The sequence below is a fragment of the Pricia antarctica genome (assembly GCF_900101815.1).
Classification (GTDB): domain Bacteria; phylum Bacteroidota; class Bacteroidia; order Flavobacteriales; family Flavobacteriaceae; genus Pricia; species Pricia antarctica.
This window is the reverse complement of sequence record NZ_FNAO01000004.1, coordinates 335,042-354,587: the sequence shown is the minus strand read 5'-3', so window position 1 is coordinate 354,587 and position 19,546 is coordinate 335,042. Positions and strand designations below refer to the sequence as shown.

At 43.9% G+C, this 19,546-nt stretch carries 19 protein-coding genes; 17 read left to right on the top strand and 2 right to left on the bottom strand.

Annotated elements, in window-relative coordinates; all coding sequences use genetic code 11:
- Nucleotides 1–82: 82 nt before the first annotated feature.
- From BLT07_RS09190 to BLT07_RS09155, 8 genes are all read left to right on the top strand, one after another.
- Nucleotides 83–1,198 carry an alkene reductase gene (locus BLT07_RS09190; protein WP_091867953.1) on the top strand — a complete coding sequence of 372 codons (1,116 nt, stop codon included), beginning with the start codon at nucleotides 83–85 and terminating at the stop codon, nucleotides 1,196–1,198.
- Nucleotides 1,199–1,234: 36 nt separating this feature from the next.
- Complete coding sequence (locus tag BLT07_RS09185; protein WP_091867951.1) at nucleotides 1,235–1,633, top strand: GlcG/HbpS family heme-binding protein; 399 nt, start codon at nucleotides 1,235–1,237, stop codon at nucleotides 1,631–1,633.
- 156 nt (nucleotides 1,634–1,789) lie between these two features.
- Nucleotides 1,790–2,209 carry an OsmC family protein gene (locus BLT07_RS09180; protein ID WP_091867949.1) on the top strand — a complete coding sequence of 140 codons (420 nt, stop codon included), beginning with the start codon at nucleotides 1,790–1,792 and terminating at the stop codon, nucleotides 2,207–2,209.
- A gap of 53 nt (nucleotides 2,210–2,262) precedes the next feature.
- Nucleotides 2,263–3,315, top strand: coding sequence for an NAD(P)-dependent alcohol dehydrogenase (locus BLT07_RS09175; RefSeq protein ID WP_091867947.1), 1,053 nt, complete (start codon nucleotides 2,263–2,265; stop codon nucleotides 3,313–3,315).
- A gap of 10 nt (nucleotides 3,316–3,325) precedes the next feature.
- Nucleotides 3,326–3,994: a ferredoxin reductase domain-containing protein gene (locus BLT07_RS09170; RefSeq protein WP_091867945.1), complete on the top strand. Its 669-nt coding sequence runs from the start codon at nucleotides 3,326–3,328 to the stop codon at nucleotides 3,992–3,994.
- Between the two features lie 179 nt (nucleotides 3,995–4,173).
- Nucleotides 4,174–6,411, top strand: a complete 2,238-nt coding sequence (locus BLT07_RS09165) for an APC family permease (protein WP_091867944.1) — start codon at nucleotides 4,174–4,176, stop codon at nucleotides 6,409–6,411.
- Between the two features lie 109 nt (nucleotides 6,412–6,520).
- On the top strand, nucleotides 6,521–7,258 hold the full coding sequence (locus BLT07_RS09160; RefSeq protein WP_317040750.1) for a class I SAM-dependent methyltransferase: 738 nt from the start codon (nucleotides 6,521–6,523) through the stop codon (nucleotides 7,256–7,258).
- Nucleotides 7,259–7,400: 142 nt separating this feature from the next.
- Nucleotides 7,401–8,030 (top strand): fasciclin domain-containing protein, encoded by a 630-nt coding sequence (locus BLT07_RS09155; RefSeq protein WP_091867940.1) that lies wholly within the window; start codon nucleotides 7,401–7,403, stop codon nucleotides 8,028–8,030.
- Between the two features lie 103 nt (nucleotides 8,031–8,133).
- Here BLT07_RS09155 and BLT07_RS09150 read toward each other — a convergent pair whose 3' ends face one another.
- Nucleotides 8,134–8,994, bottom strand: a complete 861-nt coding sequence (locus tag BLT07_RS09150; RefSeq protein WP_091867939.1) for a sigma-70 family RNA polymerase sigma factor — start codon at nucleotides 8,992–8,994, stop codon at nucleotides 8,134–8,136.
- 193 nt (nucleotides 8,995–9,187) lie between these two features.
- On the opposite strand from BLT07_RS09150, the gene BLT07_RS09145 reads away from it, so the two are divergent.
- Nucleotides 9,188–10,588: a transglutaminase-like domain-containing protein gene (locus BLT07_RS09145; RefSeq protein WP_175455289.1), complete on the top strand. Its 1,401-nt coding sequence runs from the start codon at nucleotides 9,188–9,190 to the stop codon at nucleotides 10,586–10,588.
- 19 nt (nucleotides 10,589–10,607) lie between these two features.
- Here BLT07_RS09145 and BLT07_RS09140 read toward each other — a convergent pair whose 3' ends face one another.
- A complete protein-coding gene (locus BLT07_RS09140) occupies nucleotides 10,608–10,847 on the bottom strand; it encodes a hypothetical protein (protein ID WP_091867937.1) in 240 nt (79 codons plus the stop codon).
- Nucleotides 10,848–11,083: 236 nt separating this feature from the next.
- Here BLT07_RS09140 and BLT07_RS09135 point away from each other — a divergent pair, with 236 nt between their 5' ends.
- From BLT07_RS09135 to BLT07_RS09100, 8 genes are all read left to right on the top strand, one after another.
- On the top strand, nucleotides 11,084–12,172 hold the full coding sequence (locus BLT07_RS09135; protein WP_091867935.1) for a nickel-binding protein: 1,089 nt from the start codon (nucleotides 11,084–11,086) through the stop codon (nucleotides 12,170–12,172).
- A gap of 111 nt (nucleotides 12,173–12,283) precedes the next feature.
- Nucleotides 12,284–13,051: a methanethiol S-methyltransferase gene (gene mddA, locus BLT07_RS09130; RefSeq protein ID WP_091867933.1), complete on the top strand. Its 768-nt coding sequence runs from the start codon at nucleotides 12,284–12,286 to the stop codon at nucleotides 13,049–13,051.
- A gap of 5 nt (nucleotides 13,052–13,056) precedes the next feature.
- Nucleotides 13,057–14,445 carry an FAD-binding oxidoreductase gene (locus tag BLT07_RS09125; protein ID WP_091867931.1) on the top strand — a complete coding sequence of 463 codons (1,389 nt, stop codon included), beginning with the start codon at nucleotides 13,057–13,059 and terminating at the stop codon, nucleotides 14,443–14,445.
- Between the two features lie 164 nt (nucleotides 14,446–14,609).
- The gene (locus tag BLT07_RS09120; RefSeq protein ID WP_091868252.1) at nucleotides 14,610–14,801 is read left to right on the top strand and encodes a cold-shock protein; all 192 of its coding nucleotides are present in this window, start codon (nucleotides 14,610–14,612) and stop codon (nucleotides 14,799–14,801) included.
- A gap of 150 nt (nucleotides 14,802–14,951) precedes the next feature.
- The gene (locus tag BLT07_RS09115; protein WP_091867929.1) at nucleotides 14,952–15,404 is read left to right on the top strand and encodes a KTSC domain-containing protein; all 453 of its coding nucleotides are present in this window, start codon (nucleotides 14,952–14,954) and stop codon (nucleotides 15,402–15,404) included.
- Nucleotides 15,405–15,478: 74 nt separating this feature from the next.
- Entirely contained in the window at nucleotides 15,479–16,810 is a 1,332-nt protein-coding gene (locus tag BLT07_RS09110; protein WP_091867927.1) for a DEAD/DEAH box helicase, read from the top strand.
- Between the two features lie 33 nt (nucleotides 16,811–16,843).
- Nucleotides 16,844–18,400 carry an SDR family NAD(P)-dependent oxidoreductase gene (locus BLT07_RS09105; RefSeq protein ID WP_091867925.1) on the top strand — a complete coding sequence of 519 codons (1,557 nt, stop codon included), beginning with the start codon at nucleotides 16,844–16,846 and terminating at the stop codon, nucleotides 18,398–18,400.
- Nucleotides 18,401–18,445: 45 nt separating this feature from the next.
- The gene (locus BLT07_RS09100; RefSeq protein WP_091867924.1) at nucleotides 18,446–19,405 is read left to right on the top strand and encodes an NAD-dependent epimerase/dehydratase family protein; all 960 of its coding nucleotides are present in this window, start codon (nucleotides 18,446–18,448) and stop codon (nucleotides 19,403–19,405) included.
- The last annotated feature ends 141 nt before the right edge of the window (nucleotides 19,406–19,546 follow it).

The following is a 19,546-nucleotide window of genomic DNA, read 5'->3' as shown; positions in this document are numbered from 1 at the left end:
AATAACAACATCCTATGTGATAGCATGCCATACATGAATTCTAAAATGATTTATAAATAGTATAATTTAAAATGAAATTTTAATGAAAGAGCAATCCCTTTTAACCCCATACACAATGGGCAATATTCAATTACCTAATCGCGTAGTAATGGCTCCCATGACCAGAAGTCGTGCGGTAAATAATGATGATGCACCGACCGACCTTCACGTAAAATACTACACCCAAAGGGCGACCGCAGGCCTTATCATATCGGAAGGCTCGCAAGTCTCAAAACGGGCAGTGGGCTATATCAATACGGGGGGCATGCACAACCAGGCACAAATCGACGGTTGGAAGAAAGTTACCGAATCCGTACATCAAGCTGGCGGGCGTATTTTTGCACAATTATGGCATGTCGGTCGCATCTCGCACCCTGATTTTCATAATGGGGAATTGCCTTGGGCCCCCTCGGCCTTGAATCCCGATGCCGAAGTATTCACCCCCGAAGGTCAAAAGAAAACGGTTACTCCAAAGGCCATGACCTTGGAAGATATTAAAACAACACAAAACGAGTTTGTTCAGGCTGCCAAAAATGCGATGGAAGCGGGATTCGATGGTGTCGAAATCCATTCTTCCAATGGCTATCTTTTCCATCAATTTTTTAATGGCACCAGCAACCATCGAGAGGATCAGTATGGCGGGAGTAAAGAAAATAAGGCCCGTTTCTTCTTCGAGGTTTTGGATGAAATTAAGAAGGTGATGCCTGAAAATAGGATAGGGGCCCGATTTAATCCATCGCTTCACGGTGTATTCGGAATGACCATGGATAAAGATACAATTCCCACCTTCGACTATATTATAGAGCGGTTGGACAAGGAATATGATTTGGCGTACATTCATCTATCCGAGCCCTTTACCGATGTATCCGGTTTGGATTTTGCCGTGACCAACATCGCCGAGCATTATCGCCCCAAGTATAAGGGTACCCTAATGATTAATTCCGGCTTTGACCAAGAGAAAGGGAATAGGGTAATAGACGATGGCCATGCCGATTTGGTATCCTTCGCCAAATTATATGTTTCCAATCCCGATCTGGTAGGACGGTTTCGCGAAAATGTTCCCGTTTCCGATTGGAACAAGGACAGTTTTTACACGCCCGGAAAAGAAGGATATACGGATTATGAAGCCAAAACGCGGGAGTTGATTCCGAATACATAAAAATATCCAAAGTAAATAGTAACTAAAATAGTAAGAATGAATATAACACTAGAAAAAGCAGAAAGAGCAATTCAGGCCGCCCAGAAAAAAGCGGTGGAAATGGACGTTAAGATGAACATCGCCATTGTAGATTCCGGCGTTAATTTGGTCGCCTTTGCGAAAATGGACGGTGCTTGGTTGGGTTCCATCGACATCTCGATCAAGAAAGCGAAAACCGCGCGATATTTCGATATGCCATCCGGGGAAATCGGAAAAATATCCCAACCAGGAAAATCCCTTTTCAATATTGAACATACCAATGGGGGTTTGGTTACCTTTCCGGGGGGCATTCCCATTGAAAACGAAGACGGGCATATTGTCGGCGCCATTGGCGTCAGCGGAAGTACCGTCGAAGACGATCACGCCGTTGCGGAAGCGGGTATGAAAGCGGTTTAAAGCTTTCTCATCCATCGCTTTGCAACCCATAATTAGCGATGAATGCCCTGCGCTGAACGGTTTTCGCCAAGCATCGTTCTTACAAATGGCGCATTGCATTTATTTTGGCATTATGCGCTACAGATCAATTAGTACTAACTAGTAAGATACATCATTATGAATTTCACAAGAAACGCCTCTGCGAGTTGGCAGGGAAGTATAAAAGAAGGAAAAGGGGATATAACTACGGGCAGCGGAGCCTTGAAAAAAGCGGTATATGCCTTTGGCACCCGATTTAAGGACGAAAACGGCACCAATCCCGAAGAGCTGATCGGTGCGGCGCATGCGGGTTGCTATACCATGCAGCTCAGTGGATTGCTGGGCGAGAACGACTATACCCCCGACGAACTCCATACCGATGCCCAGGTGACTTTCAAGGATGGTGAAATCGTGAAAATCGCCTTAAGTGTATCCGGTAAGGTCCCTAATATTAAGGAAGATGAATTTGTAAAAATCGCGGAAAAAGCCAAAGAGGTTTGTCCCGTTTCTAAATTATTGGATACGGAGATTACCTTGGATGCTAAATTGAAGGTTTAAGGCAAATCCGTCAAAATCAAGTACAACACAAATAACACAAATAAAAAAATTTTATGAAAGAAAATGTAAAAGCATACGGAGCCAAAGATTCCAAAGCAGATCTTGAGCCGATGACCATAAATAGACGCGACATTCAAAAAGATGACGTGGAAATCGATATTACCTATTGTGGCGTATGTCACAGTGATATTCATACCGTTCATAATGACTGGGGCAATTCAGTCTATCCGATGATCCCCGGGCACGAAATTGTTGGGCGCGTAGTTTCTGTAGGTGATGGCGTAACCGATTTTAAAGAAGGCCAATTGGTCGGTGTCGGCTGTATGGTGGATTCCTGCCAAACCTGTTCCGCTTGTAAAGACGACATGGAACAATTCTGTGAAAACGGGGCGACCATGACCTACGGCAGTAAGGATAAACACATGGACGACCACACCCACGGCGGGTATACTACGTCTATTGTAGTGGATAAGGAATTCGTTCTGAGCATTCCCGAGAATATCGATGAGAAAGCAGCTGCTCCTTTATTATGTGCGGGCATCACTACCTATTCGCCCCTGAAAAACTGGAAGGTCAAGAAAGGCGACAAGGTAGGCGTAATCGGTCTGGGCGGTCTCGGCCACATGGGTGTGAAGTTCGCCAATGCCATGGGCGCACATGTCGTGATGATAACCACATCGCCTGATAAGGCGGATGACGCCGAACGTTTGGGGGCGCATGAGGTTTTGATTTCCAAGGATAAGGATGCCATGAAAAAACATCAGGGCAGTTTCGACTTTATATTGAACACTATTCCCGTGGGTCATAAGATGGATCCCTACATCGCTTTGCTTAAAAGGGATGCCACTATGGTATTGGTCGGATCGGTAGAACCCTTGGATCCTTTCAATGGAGCCGGATTGATTATGGGCAGAAAACGTGTCGCCGGTTCTTTGATCGGAGGTATCAAGGAAACCCAAGAAATGTTGGATTTTTGTGGAGAGCACAATATTGTTTCCGATGTTGAGATGATCGATATGAAAGATATCAATACAGCCTATAAGCGGGTAATGGATAATGACGTTAAGTATCGTTTTGTAATCGATATGGCTTCATTGAAAAATTAAAAAAAATACTATGGAAAGAAATATAACCTTGGATAGCATCACCTATCTGAATCATAATGTAGTACATCTGGTCGCCCAGCGACCCAAAGATTTCAGCTTTACGCCGGGTCAAGCCACCGAATTCGCCTTGACGCATCCCAAATGGAGGAATGAAAAGCGTCCGTTTACCTTTACCGGCCTTCCAAAAGAAGATACGCTTGAATTTGTAATCAAAGTATATCCCGATCACCATGGAGTAACCGAACAAATACCTGTTTTGGAACCTGGGGATCAGTTTATCATCGGCGATGCTTGGGGCACTATCCAATATAAAGGTCCCGGTGTTTTTATAGCCGGTGGGGCAGGTGTAACACCTTTCATTGCCATTCTTCGAGATTTGGCCAAAAATGGGGATATTAAAGGCAATAAGCTCCTTTTTGCAAACAAAAAACAACGCGATATATTCTTTAAAGATCATTTTGAGAATTGGTTGGGAGATGATTTTGTCAACATCCTATCCGAAGAAAAAACGGATGCCTATGCCCATGGTCGAATGGATTTTGAGTTTTTAAAGGCCCAAATTTCCGATGTTGACCAATACTTTTATGTCTGCGGCCCGCCAGAGATGATCGATGACGTTGTAGGTAGCTTAAGCAAAATGGGGGTGGCCAAAAACAAGATAGTGACCGAGGATATGTAGGTCTTTTTTTTCTAGTATCCACTCGCTTGCGATATTGCTAGCACTCGGAAACTTCAAGAATTATACAGGATCAAATAGAACACTATTTGCAAAAAATTAGCCTTCCATTGGGAAGGCTTTTTTATTATCCCTAACTTGATGCCAATTAACTTCCGAACCGAACCAACAAATAATAGTAAATGAAAAATCCTTTTCGGCGAAATGCGCCGGATAGGGAACAGGTTGTTCCCTCCGTAAAGACCGGTCTGGGAACTTTTGGAGGTGTTTTCACGCCCTCCCTGCTTACCATTCTCGGCGTTATCATGTACCTACGCTTTGGTTGGGTAGTAGGAAACGTAGGGCTTTTGGGCACCCTGATTATTGTGACCCTAGGTACCGCGATTACTTTTTTAACGGCACTTTCCATAGCTGCCATTGCGACCGACCAACAGGTTCGGACGGGCGGTGCCTACTACATGATCAGCCGTTCGCTGGGTATTGAGATCGGTGGGGCGATTGGTATTCCATTATATATAGCGCTTGCCCTTTCCGTGGCCCTATATACCGTCGGCTTTGCGGAAAGCGTGACCAGTGTGTTCCCTTCCCTGGATTTTAAGACCGTAGGTCTGGTTACTACTTTAGGGGTTGCCACCTTGGCCACCATATCGGCGAAAGTGGCTATACGGGCCCAATATTTTATCATGTTCGGTATCGTACTGTCCCTGATATCCCTATTTTTCGGAAGTCCCATCGAAGATACGACCATTGAGATGTGGGGAGCCGCCGATCGTAATTCAGAGGACTTTTGGGTCGTTTTTGCCGTATTTTTTCCCGCTGTAACCGGCATTATGTCCGGTATAAACATGTCTGGAGACCTTAAAAATCCTTCAAAATCCATCCCGCGCGGCACCTTTGCGGCCATTGGGGTCGGCTATGTCATTTACATGATTTTGCCCATAATTCTCGCCAACCGCGCCGATGCCCTTTCGCTAATAGATGATCCCATGATCATGCGCAAGATGGCGTACTGGGGCGATGCCATTTTAATAGGGGTCTGGGGCGCAACCTTATCCAGCGCAGTAGGGAGTATTCTTGGCGCCCCCCGGGTACTTCAGGCTTTGGCACGAGATCGCGTACTGCCAAGGTCTTTGGGCTGGTTGGGCAAGGGATCCGCCAATGACGATGCCCCCCGCTATGGTACGGTCTTCACTTTGGCCATTGCTTTGGTCGCTGTCTATATGGGCAATTTGAACATTCTCGCCCCCGTTTTAACGATGTTTTTTCTGACCACCTACGGCATTTTAAATGCCGCAGCGGGCATAGAAGGCGTGCTCGACAGTCCATCGTTCCGGCCATCGTTCAAGGTGCATTGGATATTCTCGTTGCTGGGTACGCTAGGCTGTATTGCAGTAATGTTGCTAATTAATGCACTGGCAACGGCACTGGCCCTCGCTTTTATACTGGTGGTTTTTTTCTGGCTGCAAAGCAGGGAGATGAAAACCGCTTGGGGAGACGTTCGCAGGGGTCTCTGGATGGCCGTTATACGCGCTGGATTGCTTAGCCTGGGGCAAAAGAAGGAATCCAAAACCTGGCGGCCCAATCCGTTGGTGCTTTCCGGAGCGCCCACAAAACGTTGGCATTTGATCGATTTCGCGGCCTCCATTACCCATAACCGGGGTATCTTGACTGTCGCCACGGTACTCACGGGAAACCAGATCGACAATGAACGCCGAAAAAGGATGGAATACAATATTCAGGATTTTTTGTCCAAGCGCAGCGCGAGGGGCTTCGCCCGTGTCATCTCCGCTCCCAATCCTTTCAAAGGTGCTGCGGAGTTTGTGAAATTCTACGGCTTGGGCAGTATCGTGCCCAATACCATTATCTTGGGAGATAGCGAAAATGAGGCCATCAGGCAAGAATATTGTGATATGATTGCGCAATTCCATACGCTGAAACGCAATGTAATCATCGTACACGATAACGAGGAAAAGGGATTTGGAAACCGGGAGCGTATCGATTTATGGTGGGGTGGCCTCAAGGGAAATGGCGGGCTGCTAATGCTGCTGGCCTATCTTATGCAAAGCAGCTTGGCTTGGTACGATGCCAAGGTGAGAATAAAAATGATGGTTCCCAACGAAAAAGCGGCCAAAGACGCACGTCGTAATTTATCTGCGGTAATCAAGAAATTAAGGACCGGGGCGGTACTTGAAGTGATCATATCCGACGGACGTTCATTTGACACCGTGTTACACGAGTCTTCCGCCGATGCAGATCTTATATTTATGGGAATGGCCCTTCCGGGTGCTCATTTTATAGACTACTACACGAAGCTGCAGCAGCGTATTCGATCATTGCCCACCACTGTAATGGTCTTGGCCGCGGAAGAAATCTCCTTTGGGGAAGTATTGATGCAGCAGGATGCCTTTCGGGAAGATTGAATTAGTACTAGAGAGCGACCCATGCACAGATTCTCGAGAAGGTTATTAAGCAGGAGTAGGGGAAGGGGCAATTTTTCTTGTTATCTTTCCTGTAAAAACTTCAAATGCTATGATACATCTTCGAAAAATGTTGCGCTTCCTATTTTTATTGGTAATTACACTGCCGCTCTATCAGTGTATGGGTCAGTCTGGTAAAGACGATAAAACCAACGTAAAGTATACCTACAAAACTGGGGATCCCGATGGCATTGGCAAGTGGTATATGGGGAGGGAAATTGCCCACGTAATGGGTTTTCAAGGGATGAGTTGGTTGGAACGTTCCAATCGTGAGGAAGAAGAAAATACAACGAAACTACTGCGTGATATGGCCATTCGATCCGGCGACTCCATAGCCGATATCGGTGCGGGCAGCGGCTATCACGTGTTCAAAATGGCAACCTTGGCCGATAAGGGATTGATTTATGCCGTTGATATACAGGATGAAATGTTGGCCGCCCTCCGCGATAAAAAGGAAGCCGGGGCCAGCAAAAACATATCCATCGTAAAAGGAAGCGAAAAAAACATCAACCTCCCCGAAAACTCAGTAGATAAGGTATTGATGGTCGATGTCTACCACGAATTCAATTATCCCGTAGCCATGATAGCCTCCGTAAAAAAGGCCCTTCGCCCTGACGGGAAGCTCTACCTGATCGAATATCGCGGCGAAGACGAGAGCGTACCCATCAAACAACTCCACAAAATGACGGAGGCGCAGGCTGTAAAGGAAATGAAAGCCGCCGGAATGAAGCTGGAACGGAATATCGATAATTTGCCTTGGCAGCATTGTATGGTTTTTGTGAAAGACTAATTCTTTTGCAATTCATAATAAACCCAACGGTCATATCGTTGTCGGATACCGGCCCTATATTTAACATAATTTTAATAAGACTAAGGACTCAAAGGAAGATTTATCGAACTACTTTAGGTACAAATAGATTAATCAATTAATTATGAAACTGAAAAACACAAAAATCCTATTTTTAACCTTCTGTACGGTTCTCGCGATGGTCTCATGTAAAGACCAGGCCAAGCTAGATGCCGATAAAAAAGCTGCGGAGGATAAAATCGCCATGGAAGAAGCGCAAGCGGAAAAAACAAAGGAAGAAGCCAAAAAGAAAGAAATGATGGCGACCAGTATCGCAGCGGTAGCCGGAAAAAATGCCGAGCTTTCCACCCTAGTATCCGCGGTCAAGGCCGCAGGGCTTGACAAAATGCTTTCCGAACCGGGAAGTTACACTGTGTTTGCACCGACAAACAATGCATTTGAAAAATTACCGAAAAATCTTTCCATTGCGGAGCTAGCAAAACCGGAAAACAAAGAGCTACTGACCAATATCTTAAAGTATCACGTTGTAGCCGGCGAAATCACGTCCGACCAGCTGGTAAAAGCCATCAATGGGGCCAAAGGAAAATACAAGTTCAAGACGGTAAGTGGAAAAGAATTGGAGGCTGGCCTTAAAGGGGATCAGATTATACTTAAGGACGAAAAGGGCAACAAGACCCAAGTAGTCCTTGGAAATGTTGAGGCTTCAAATGGAATCGTACACGTAATCAATGATGTACTTATTGCCAAAAAATAAGTATAAAACTATAAGTGGTTTTCATTTAAGAAGCCGTCTCGAAACCAAACGAGACGGCTTTTTTTGTGCTTGTTTCTTTAAAAATGAGTGATTTACCCTAATCTTACAAATAGCCCTGCAAGACTGCATTATTGGATTTGTTCCGCAAAATGCGAATTGCTTTTTCTCTTATCTGTCGCACACGCTCCCTGGTGATGTCAAAAAGTTCGCCAATTTCGCTCAGGCTCTTGGGGGTCTGCTCTCCAATACCATAGTATAAGCGTACAATTTCACTTTCCCTGTCGGGAAGTACCTTTAATGCTTGATTGATATCCGTTCTGAGGGAATCTTTCATCATCGTGGCATCAGGACTAGGTGCATCTTTCGATGCCAGTACATGGTATAGGTTGCTAGATTCCCCTTCTTGAAAAGGAGCGTCCATAGATAAATGCTTTCCTGAATTTTTCATTGCGAGTTTAACCTGCGCGGTACTGATATCAAGTTCCCTAGCAATTTCGATGGCACTTGGAGGCCGTTGAAAGGCCTGTTCCAAAGAAGAGTAAACCTTTTTTATTTTACTGATTAGCCCGATTTTGTTCAAGGGCAAACGAATCATTCGCGATTGTTGCGACATGGCCTGCAATATCGACTGGCGAATCCACCACACGGCATAAGAAATAAATTTAAAGCCACGGGTCTCATCAAAACGTTTGGCGGCTTTAACCAATCCAATATTTCCTTCATTGATCAGATCTGAAAGCCGTAGACCGCTTCCTTGATATTGTTTTGCGGCCGAAACCACGAAACGTAAATTGGCGTTGACTAATTTATTGAGGGCAATCTGATCTCCTTCACGTATTCTTCTGGCCAGTTCTACTTCTTCATCCGCAGTAATCAAATCAATTTTTGATATTTCCTGAAAGTATTTTTCTAATGATTTAGTATCCCTGTTTGTAACTTGTTTCGTGATTTTCAGTTGCCTCATATATATGTTTTAGTTTATATTACCTTCTATAACTTACTACTTTTTGGGAGAAATCCTAATAAAACAGCAGTTAATTCCTGTTTTCATTCAAAATAATCTCTAAAAGGGTCATGAAAAACCACGCGCCAAGTATTCCAAATTGAATACCGGTGGAATTGTCGTAAATTCATGCCCTTATTAATTGTATGCAAAAATGAAGAACCTACGAATACTTTTGGCCTTGATGCTCGCTATGATGATGGCCTGCAATTCAAGCACTAAACAGAAAGAAGAAAACAACTTCGCGAACAGGAACGTTCCTAAAGTAGTTACGGCCGATATTGAAGCGGGCATCAAAGCCAATATCGCCAAAAAGGTAGCCGAAGGAGACGGATATTTTAACATGGATACGGACGAAAAGGAATTGCACCTTAAATTGGTACGGGTACATACGGAATACCTTTCAAATCTAGGACCTCGACGTCATTTTGCCTGTGTCGACCTCGCCGATATAAGCGGTGACGTATACGATGTGGATTTTTTCCTGGAAGGCGATCCGGGCAACATGACCGTCACGGAAACGACCCTCCACAAGCTCAACGGTAAACCTTTTTATACCTGGAAACGGCGTGAGAACAAGACGTGGTACAGAGTGCCTATTGAGGGCGCGTCATCTGATTTACTGGGGGTCATCGAAGGGGAAGACAGCTTTGAGTTTCGTTATGAGGTTACCTTGCCAGAAATGGCTGAATCGGCAAAAATATGGATTCCAGTTCCTCAAAGCGATCGCTTCCAGACCGTCGAACTCACCTCCTTAGAGGCACCCGTAGAACATCAAATGCTCAAAGAAAAGACCTATGGCAATACGATATTGTATATGGAACTTTCCCCGGAACAAAGCGGGGAAAAAGTGGAACTTGTTTATGACGTTAAAAGAAAGGAAAAAAAGCCGTATGCTGAAAATGCATCGCCTACAAGATATCTGGAGCCCAGTTTACTAATGCCTGTCGGAGACCGGTTTCAGGTATTGGCAGATTCCATTATCGGGCAGAGGAACAGCGAAAGTACCATCATGCAGGCACGGGCTTTATATGATTATGTGATAGAAAGTATGCGGTACATCAAGGCGGGCAAATATGGCACAGGTGATGCTGTTTACGCATGCGACGCGCTTACGGGTAATTGCACTGAGTTCCATTCGCTCTTCATTTCGCTGGCAAGATCAGCGGGAATACCTGCGCGGTTTGCCGTAGGCGCTGCTATCCCATCGGAACGCGACGAAGGAGGCATCGATGGCTATCACTGTTGGGCGGAATTTTATGCAGAGGACAAATGGTGGCCCGTTGATATTAGCGAAGCCAATAAATATACGGCACTGGCCACTTATTATTTTGGTCGGCATCCGGCAAATCGTATCGAATTCACCCGTGGACGAGATCTAAAAATCGAGCCCGGACCACATTCCGGTCTCATCAACTTCCTCGCATACCCAGTTATGGAAATAGGGGTTACGCCCGCATTTCCGAAAACATTTTTCTCATTTCAAAGAAAAGCCGAAAGCGAAATTTCAAAGGCTGAAAGCGAAACTTCCGAAAAGCTAATAAGTCTTCGCTAAAGCCGGTGTCCAACGTATATTAATTCTTTGGATGTTCCTCTTTTGCGGCGCCATCATCGGAAGGATGCTCCTCATCCGTAGCCCCATTATCTGCAGGGTGCTCTTCATCGGTAGCCCCTTCTTCCGTAGGATGTTCTCCCTGCTCTTCAGTGGTAGTTTCCTTTTTTTGATCTCTACAAGCGCTCAATGATCCCGCTGCAACAAAACCAAACAGAAGCATTACCAAAGTAAAATATTTAATTTCTTTCAATCGGCTCATAATACTATATGTTATGTTAGTTAAAAAATGGTAGTGAATAAGATATTTAAATCTCAAAAAATAAAGGTAACACATTTTCCATAATCCCCATCAAACTCATACAAAACTTAAATCGTCGATTCTAAAAGAATGCTGTGGTGGCTAACACGGAATAAAGTAAAAACCAATTTTATTCCCTATATTTATTGAGCCTCCCCACGAAGCTGCTTATTTCCAAATAGTTAAAACGAAAACCAATGCCAATATACATGGACCGTCACGACGTGGCCGAGGAGGTAACCGCCGAAATTGTGGCAGAAATACATCAAGAAGATTTAAGAATACAACACAAATACTGTTGTAGGGGCATTACCTATTGGTACGATGACGGCAGAAAAACGGCTTTTTGTTTGGTAGAGGCACCGAACAAAGAGGCCATCATAGAAATGCATGCCAAAGCCCACGGCGAGGTGCCCAATACGATTATCGAGGTGGACGATACTATCGTAGAATCGTTTTTAGGTCGTATCGAGGATCCAAAAAAATCTCAAAAAAGGGAGTTAAACATTGTCAACAATCCCGCTTTTCGGATTTTAATGGTTTTGAAAATAACACAACATAACCTACAAAATGCTCCTGCAAACCTATCGAAATTGACCCTCGAGACAATCGGTACCTTAGTCGATCTATACGAGGGCCGAATTGTCAAACAAACCGAAACTGATCTTTTGATTTCATACGATACTACCACCAAGGCTATCCATTCGGCATTGGCCATCAAAGAATTGTTGGACACATCGTTAGCTATTACCGTGCAATCGCATATGGGGTTGAGTGCAGGGCTGCCGGTGACCAAAGAGCATGGTTTGTTTGAAGAAACCATAAACACCGCTGAACGTTTAAGCGACATTTCAAAAAATCGGATTTTAATAACATCCGAGATACAGGACTTGTATGAAAGCGAAAACTTGAACCATCCTATCGACAAAAACGTTATACGTACGATCCGGCTTTCCGATGCGCATTTTTTGAATGACGTGATGAACCATCTTGAAAAGGAATGGCGCAACCCAACTTTGGGGGTAGCGGATTTTTGTGCCCATTTAGGTTTAAGCACTTCGCAGTTGTATCGTAAAATGACCACTGTAATCTATAAATCCATAAATGTTTTGGTGCAAGACTTCCGATTACAAAAAGCCCTTGAATTGGTGCAAAGGAGCGATAGGAATATTTCGGAAATCGCTTTTGATACCGGTTTTAACAGCGCGGCCTACTTTACCAAATGTTTTCAGAAAAAGTACGATATTACTCCTTCTGCGTACAGAAAAAATTATAAACCCTTATAGTAAAGGATACTACACACTGAACGAAAAGTTATAGTCTTTGGTTGAAATGTAGAATATTTCTTAATAAAGCATGTCTAGTTTTGGAGTAAATAATCTAACATCCAAAAAGTCATGAAAAAAATTATCGTTCTCATTTACGGAATCTTAGCATATATCGTATTCCTGATTTCCTTTCTCTATGCCATTGGTTTTATTGGCAATCTATTTGTGCCTAAGGGGATAGATTCAGGTACGGAAATCGAGTTTACGACTGCATTTTTAATCAATATAGGGCTGTTAAGTCTTTTTGCTGTTCAGCATAGTGTCATGGCGCGTCCGGTATTTAAAGAATGGTGGGTGAAAATCATTGGGAAAGCGGCAGAAAGAAGCACCTATATTCTATTGACCAGTTTGCTGCTATTGTTGATTTTTTGGAAATGGCAACCCATGACCACCGTTGTTTGGAATATTGAAAATAGCGCCCTTGTCTTGGTGTTACAAATTATATTCTGGATAGGCTGGGCCATTGTTTTGCTTTCCACGTTTATGATCAGCCATTTTGAGCTTTTCGGTTTGACCCAGATTGTTGACAACCTCAAAGATAAAATTACGCAGGCTCCTAAATTCCAAACCAACTTTTTGTACAAAATAGTAAGGCATCCGATAATGCTGGGTTTTTTGATCGCATTTTGGGCGACCCCCACAATGACCGTCGGCCACTTGCTCTTTGCGGCAGTAACCACCGCTTATATACTCGTGGCGGTGAAATTTTTAGAAGAAAAGGACCTCCGTAAAGCTCTGGGCGAAAAATATTTGGACTATCAGAATGAAGTTCCAATGTTGATTCCATTTACGAAGAAAAAAGTGAACGCTTCTTTACTGTCAAATCCAACAAAATAAATACCATGCAAAAACAAACAGACATCGGGCCTGAAAAATTAATAGCCTTTGGAAAAACACTAACTGGGCGTTTGGTACTGCCATCGGACGACGACTTCGATGAAACCCGAAAGGTTTACAATGGGATGATCGACAAACGGCCGAAACTGTTTGCCATGTGTACGGATGCTACAGATGTCGTTAAGGCCGTGAACTTCGGAAGAAACAATAATTTGTTGGTGTCCGTCAGGGGAGGAGGTCACAACGGAGCGGGATTAGGCGTGTGCGACGATGGATTGGTCATCGATTTATCGGGTATAAAGCATATAGAAGTCAACACTAAGAACAATACCGTTAAAGTGGGCGGAGGTAGCATTTGGGTAGATGTGGATCGAGTCACCCATGAATTTGACTTGGCCGTTCCGTCTGGTATGATTTCCACGACCGGTGTAGGCGGTTTGACCCTTGGTGGTGGTGTCGGATATTTGACTCGCAAATTCGGTCTGACCATTGACAATCTGCTGGAAGCCGAAATGGTTTTGGCAGATGGTTCTTTCGTTACGGTAAATGCCGATAAGCATACCGATTTATTTTGGGCCATTCGCGGCGGCGGCGGCAATTTTGGAGTAGTGACCTCCTTTACCTTTCAAGCACACCCCGTTGCGACTATTTTTGGAGGGCCAACTTTATGGCCCATCGAACAAATCGAAGAAATCATGGAATGGTATGATGGTTTTATCCATAACGCCCCAGAAGATTTGAATGGGTTCATCGCCACAATGATTATTCCCGAATCGCCATTTCCAGAACACCTGCACAATAAGAATTTTTGCGGGATTGTTTGGTGCTATACAGGAGATATGGAAAAGGCGGAAGAAGCCTTTGCGCCCATTATGGCAAAAAAACCACTTTTCGCCCATGTGGGCCAAATGCCGTATCCGGCCATTCAGCAGCTATTCGATGGATTTTTCCCTACCGGATTGCAATGGTATTGGCGTGCTGATTTTTTTAATGAACTGGGGCCTGAAGTAAGGGCACAACATTTAAAATTCGGATCCGATATTCCAACACCCTTGTCCCAAATGCACCTCTATCCTATCAGTGGTGCCGCAAGCAGGGTAGGGGCTACCGATACCCCTTGGGCGTATCGGGATGCCAAGTATGCCGGTGTGTATCTGGGTGTATCTCCCGATGCCGCCGCCGCCGATAAGATTACCAAATGGAGTAAGGCCTATTACGAAGCATTACATTCGTATTCGGCCGGGGGAGCCTATTCCAATTTTATGATGAATGAGGGAGAAGCGCGGGTAAAGGCCAGTTATAAGCATAACTATGCGCGATTGGCAGAGATTAAGTCGGCCTATGACCCGGACAATTTCTTTAGGGTAAACCAAAACATTGTCCCTAGGACCTAACGTACTTAACAAAGCTTTTGGAGCATTTGTACTCGGCATTCCTCTGTCCAAACCAACAACTAAGAATATAAAAAATGAAAAAGAAACCATTTAATAGGTTGTAAGTCAGAAAAATGGTACCATCTTTGCATTTCAATACATTTTATAAATTTAATTACATTACCATGGGTAAAGGAACAGTAAAGTTTTTTAATGACACTAAAGGATTTGGATTTATCACCGAAGAAGGTGTTGAAAAAGATCATTTTGTACACGTTTCTGGATTAGTTGACGAAATTCGCGAAGGCGACGAAGTTGAGTTTGATCTACAGGAAGGCAACAAAGGATTAAATGCAGTGAACGTAAAAGTTATCTAACACATACACTTCAAGTTTAGCAAAACCCCTTCGATATCGATGGGGTTTTTTTGTGACCGGTATCCCTTACATTTTATCGCTACGAGATAAACCCGCTTCTCTACCAAGGGTTCAAAATAAAGAGGTAATTTTGCGCCTTCAAAAAATAGTATGAAACGAATAAATCAATATAAGAAGCTGTTCGGTGTCGAAAAGGAAATCGATCTGAAAACACTCAAGACAACCTACCGTAATTTAATCAAGGAATGGCATCCGGACAAGTATCAGGAAAGTGATGCCAAACGGGAAGAAGCCGAAGGGCAAAGCCGTACTATTATTGACGGATATCATTTTTTAGTAAGTATAGCCCCAGAAACCACGGCAGCAAACTTGGAAGCCTATACCGAAACCATTACAAATTTTGGAATAGCGGATTACGATCTTAAGGGTTTGGTTCTGGAAATCACTTTCTTAGATGGGACTACGTACGAGTATTTTGGCGTTACAAAACCCATATTTAGAAAGATGGTCAATTCCAATAAATTAAATCGATTTGCCAAGCGCAGCATCTATCCAAAGTATACCTACAGGAAATCAAAACGTACGCTTCAAGAGGTTTACTAGTAGGGGAGGAGCGGACAAGCAATTCCAATGAAATCCATACCCATTCTTAACCACAGTTGAGACCAATACACCCTATGGCGAATAGCATTCGGAACCAACAGAATATTTTAGAAAAACTAAACATAACTGCACTGAACCCCATGCAGCAAGAGGCCATTGCCATCATCGGAAAAACAGTGAATACCGTTCTTCTTTCTCCAACGGGCACTGGTAAGACCTTAGCTTTTCTTTTGCCGCTTATTGACTCTTTGGATGCCGAATTGATGGAAGTACAAGCCCTCATTTTAGTACCATCCCGGGAATTGGCCATACAAATTGAACAGGTGGTCCGCAATATGGGGTCCGGATTTAAGGTCAATGCGGTGTACGGCGGCAGACCTATATCCAAAGATAAACTGGAATTAAAACATTTGCCCGCTATTTTAATCGGAACACCGGGAAGAATTGCAGATCATTTTAGCGGTGAACGCTTCTCAAAAGCAAGCATTAAAACACTGATATTGGATGAGTACGACAAATCTTTGGAAACCGGTTTCGAGACTGAGATGAACGAAATTATCCATCAGTTGCCCCATTTGAGCAAACGCATTCTGACCTCGGCAACCCAGGGTGTTGCAATTCCCCGTTTTGTTGGCTTGGAAGCTCCAAAGATTATAAATTATATAAAGGATAAAAAAGCCTCGAGATTGACCCTTGAGACCGTGGTTGCCCCGGATAAAAATAAGTTACAGACTTTGGTGGAATTACTGCAACATATTGGTAGCGAACCCGGAATCATATTTTGTAATTATAAGGATAGTATTGAGCAGGTGAGTGCCCATCTGGATCTTCATAGTATAAACCACGCCTGTTTTTCCGGGGGTATGGAGCAAAGAGACCGCGAACGTTCGTTAATCAAGTTCAGAAACGGCACCTGTAAAATACTCGTCGCTACCGATCTGGCCGCAAGAGGCATCGACATTCCGGAAATTAAATATATCGTTCATTATGAACTTCCTAGAACCGTGGAGGAGTTTACCCATAGAAATGGCAGAACGGCGCGCGTCAATGCCAAAGGAACGGCCTATGTGCTACGATGGGAAAAAGAGCGTTTGCCCGAATTCATTGAGAAAGAAGAACCCCTAGTTGTAGCTAAACGAACAGGGCACAAGCCATTATCGGAGGATCAGTATTGGGAAACCCTATTTCTTTCAGGAGGCCGAAAAGATAAAATTTCAAAAGGCGATATCGCCGGCCTATTTTTTAAGCAAGGTGGAATTAACCAAGACCAATTGGGGGTTATCGAATTAAAGCAAGATTGCGCATTTGTTGCGGTACCGCAATCCATTGCCAGTGTCTTGGTCGAAAAACTGAACAATACGCGGTTGAAGAAGAAAAAGGTGCGGATTCATATAATGAAGAGTTGATTTTTTTTTGGTACACATAATCCGGATAAAGAAATGCACAGAGAAGCCAAGGAAACAGACACATCCCAAAAAATTTCATCCGAAGAAATTGATAAATGCATCTTTATTTTAGAGCGGCTAGTTACGGATACCGATCAGATATTCGATATTCCAAAAGAGAAAAGAACCGCTTTACTGAAAGCATCCGGAATGCTTTCGAGACCCAGCAGGGAGGAGTTTTCACGTCGAAAAAAAGACGGGAAGAAAGCGGCCAAACGCAAAATGGCGGCTAGGGACAGGGTAGCCCGTAAAGAAACGGGCATCCGCAGCGCTCGTGAAGCCGATGTCTTTGTAGCACCTAAACTTTTGGGCGGTTCCGATTTGGCAAATAAAGAACGGCAAGCATTGGCCTCTCCCAGAAATTGCTATGTGTGCAAGACCGAATTTACAGAACTACATCATTTTTACGATACCATGTGTAAAGCGTGTGGGGATTTTAATTATGCCAAACGTTTTCAGAATGCGGACGTCAAAGGTCAGGTAGCAATTATCACCGGCTCCCGGTTAAAAATCGGATATCATATTACCTTGATGTTGTTACGTGGCGGAGCAACAGTAATCGCAACGACCCGATTTCCGGTAGATTCGGCATTGCGTTATTCAAAAGAAGCCGATTTCACGGAATGGGGACATCGCCTAAAAATTCACGGGCTCGATCTGCGTCATATCCCCAGTGTAGAGATTTTCTGTAATTATATCGAGCAAAAATATGAGCAGCTGGATATTTTGATCAATAATGCCGCCCAAACCGTTAGACGTCCGGCAGGTTTTTATTCCCATTTGATGGAAAACGAAGAAAGGCCCTTCGCATCCCTACCAAAGTACGCTCGCGATGTATTGGCAGATCACATCGGTTGCCTGGACGAGTTGAAAGGATTGACATCGGTAACCTTGTCCCATAAGAATATGCCCGTTACATGGCATGGGCCAGAACCGGGTATCGGTTTAAGGGCTTCCGCAAGATTGTCCCAAATCCCCTATAGTTTCGATAATTCACTGGTTGCCGAAGAAGTGTTTCCCGTAGGAAAATTAGACGCAGATTTACAACAGGTAGATTTAAGAAAGACCAACAGTTGGCGTCTAAAGCTTGGGGAGATCGAAACCACCGAAATGATAGAAGTACAACTGGTGAATGCCGTGGCGCCGTTTGTTTTATGCAATCGTCTTTCAGAAATCATGAAGAAAAGCAACACGGGCAAGAAACATATCATCAATGTCTCTGCCATGGAAGGGAAGTTCCATCGCTTTTTTAAGGAAAGTCGGCATCCACATACCAATATGGCCAAAGCCGCATTGAATATGCTAACCCATACCTCTGCACAGGCATTGGCAAAAGACGGCATATATATGAATGCGGTAGACACCGGATGGGTTACTGACGAAGACCCCATAGCATTGGCCAAGAAAAAAGAGGAATTACATGATTTTCAGCCTCCTTTAGACATTGTTGATGGGGCTGCACGGGTCATGGACCCCTTATTTGATGGTATAAACACCGGCAAACATTGGTGTGGTAAATTTTTAAAGGATTATAGGCCTATTGATTGGTAGTAGTGTAATAGCATTGTAATTTCGGACAAATGATATCAACTACAAATGGACGTCCTTAAAAACAAGATTCTGGTAACCGGAGCCACCGGAAAGGTCGGACAGGCCTTTATTGACGGCTTTCTTGGTGACCCAAATCAAAAAGGCACCCTTAGGGCTCTTTGCCATAAGCGCACTGTAAATCCCCATAAGCGTCTGGAGGTTATCCATGGTTCAATATCCGACAAGGCAACCGTACAAAAGGCCATGAAGGATATCACCCATGTCATCCACTTGGCAACCACCAAGGAAGATCCTGAAACCATTATGGATGTTGCCATAAAGGGATTATTCTGGTTATTGGAAAGTTGTAAGGAATCCAGTAGTTTCAAACGCTTTATATTAATCGGTGGTGATGCATCGGTGGGACATTATTTTTATCCACACAAAAACCCGATCAATGAACAGCAGGCCCACACAGCCTATCCCGGTTGTTATGCTTTGTCAAAAGTACTTGAAGAAACCATGTTGCAACAATATATCGTGCAATATAACCTTGACGGTACCTGTCTTCGCGCTCCTTGGATCATGCGGGGAGACGATTTAAAAAGACACCTTTCCTTTGGGACACAGGTGTTTGGTGTACCCGAGTGGTACAAAATGATCAAGGCTCGAACTGCACTTCAATATCAAAAACAGCATAGCATTCCCCTTATGCTTGATGCCAATGGTTACCCAATGCAAAGGAATATGGTACATCTAAACGACCTTGTTGCCGCTATAATCATCGCCATAGATCACATTGAGGCAAAACAGCAAACCTTCAATATTTCCATGGACGAGCCATTCGACTATGGCAAAGCTGCCGAGTATCTCTTAAAAACCCGCCAGATAAAATCGGTAAAGATGGAAACAAAATACCACTCCACATGGCTCGATACTAGTAAAGCAAAATTTTTACTTGGTTGGCGGCCAGCATATGGATTGGAACGAATGATCGACGCAGCTTGGGGAAATATCGAGCTTTAAAAGTGACATTAGGAATTTTTAAAATGAGTTTGTCAATGATTTCGGCATCGCAAAATATATTAATTCCTTGACACACATGGTGTATTTGAAGTACGGGCAGAAAATGAGAACTTAGGTCGAGATGCCTCTGAATTTATTGGA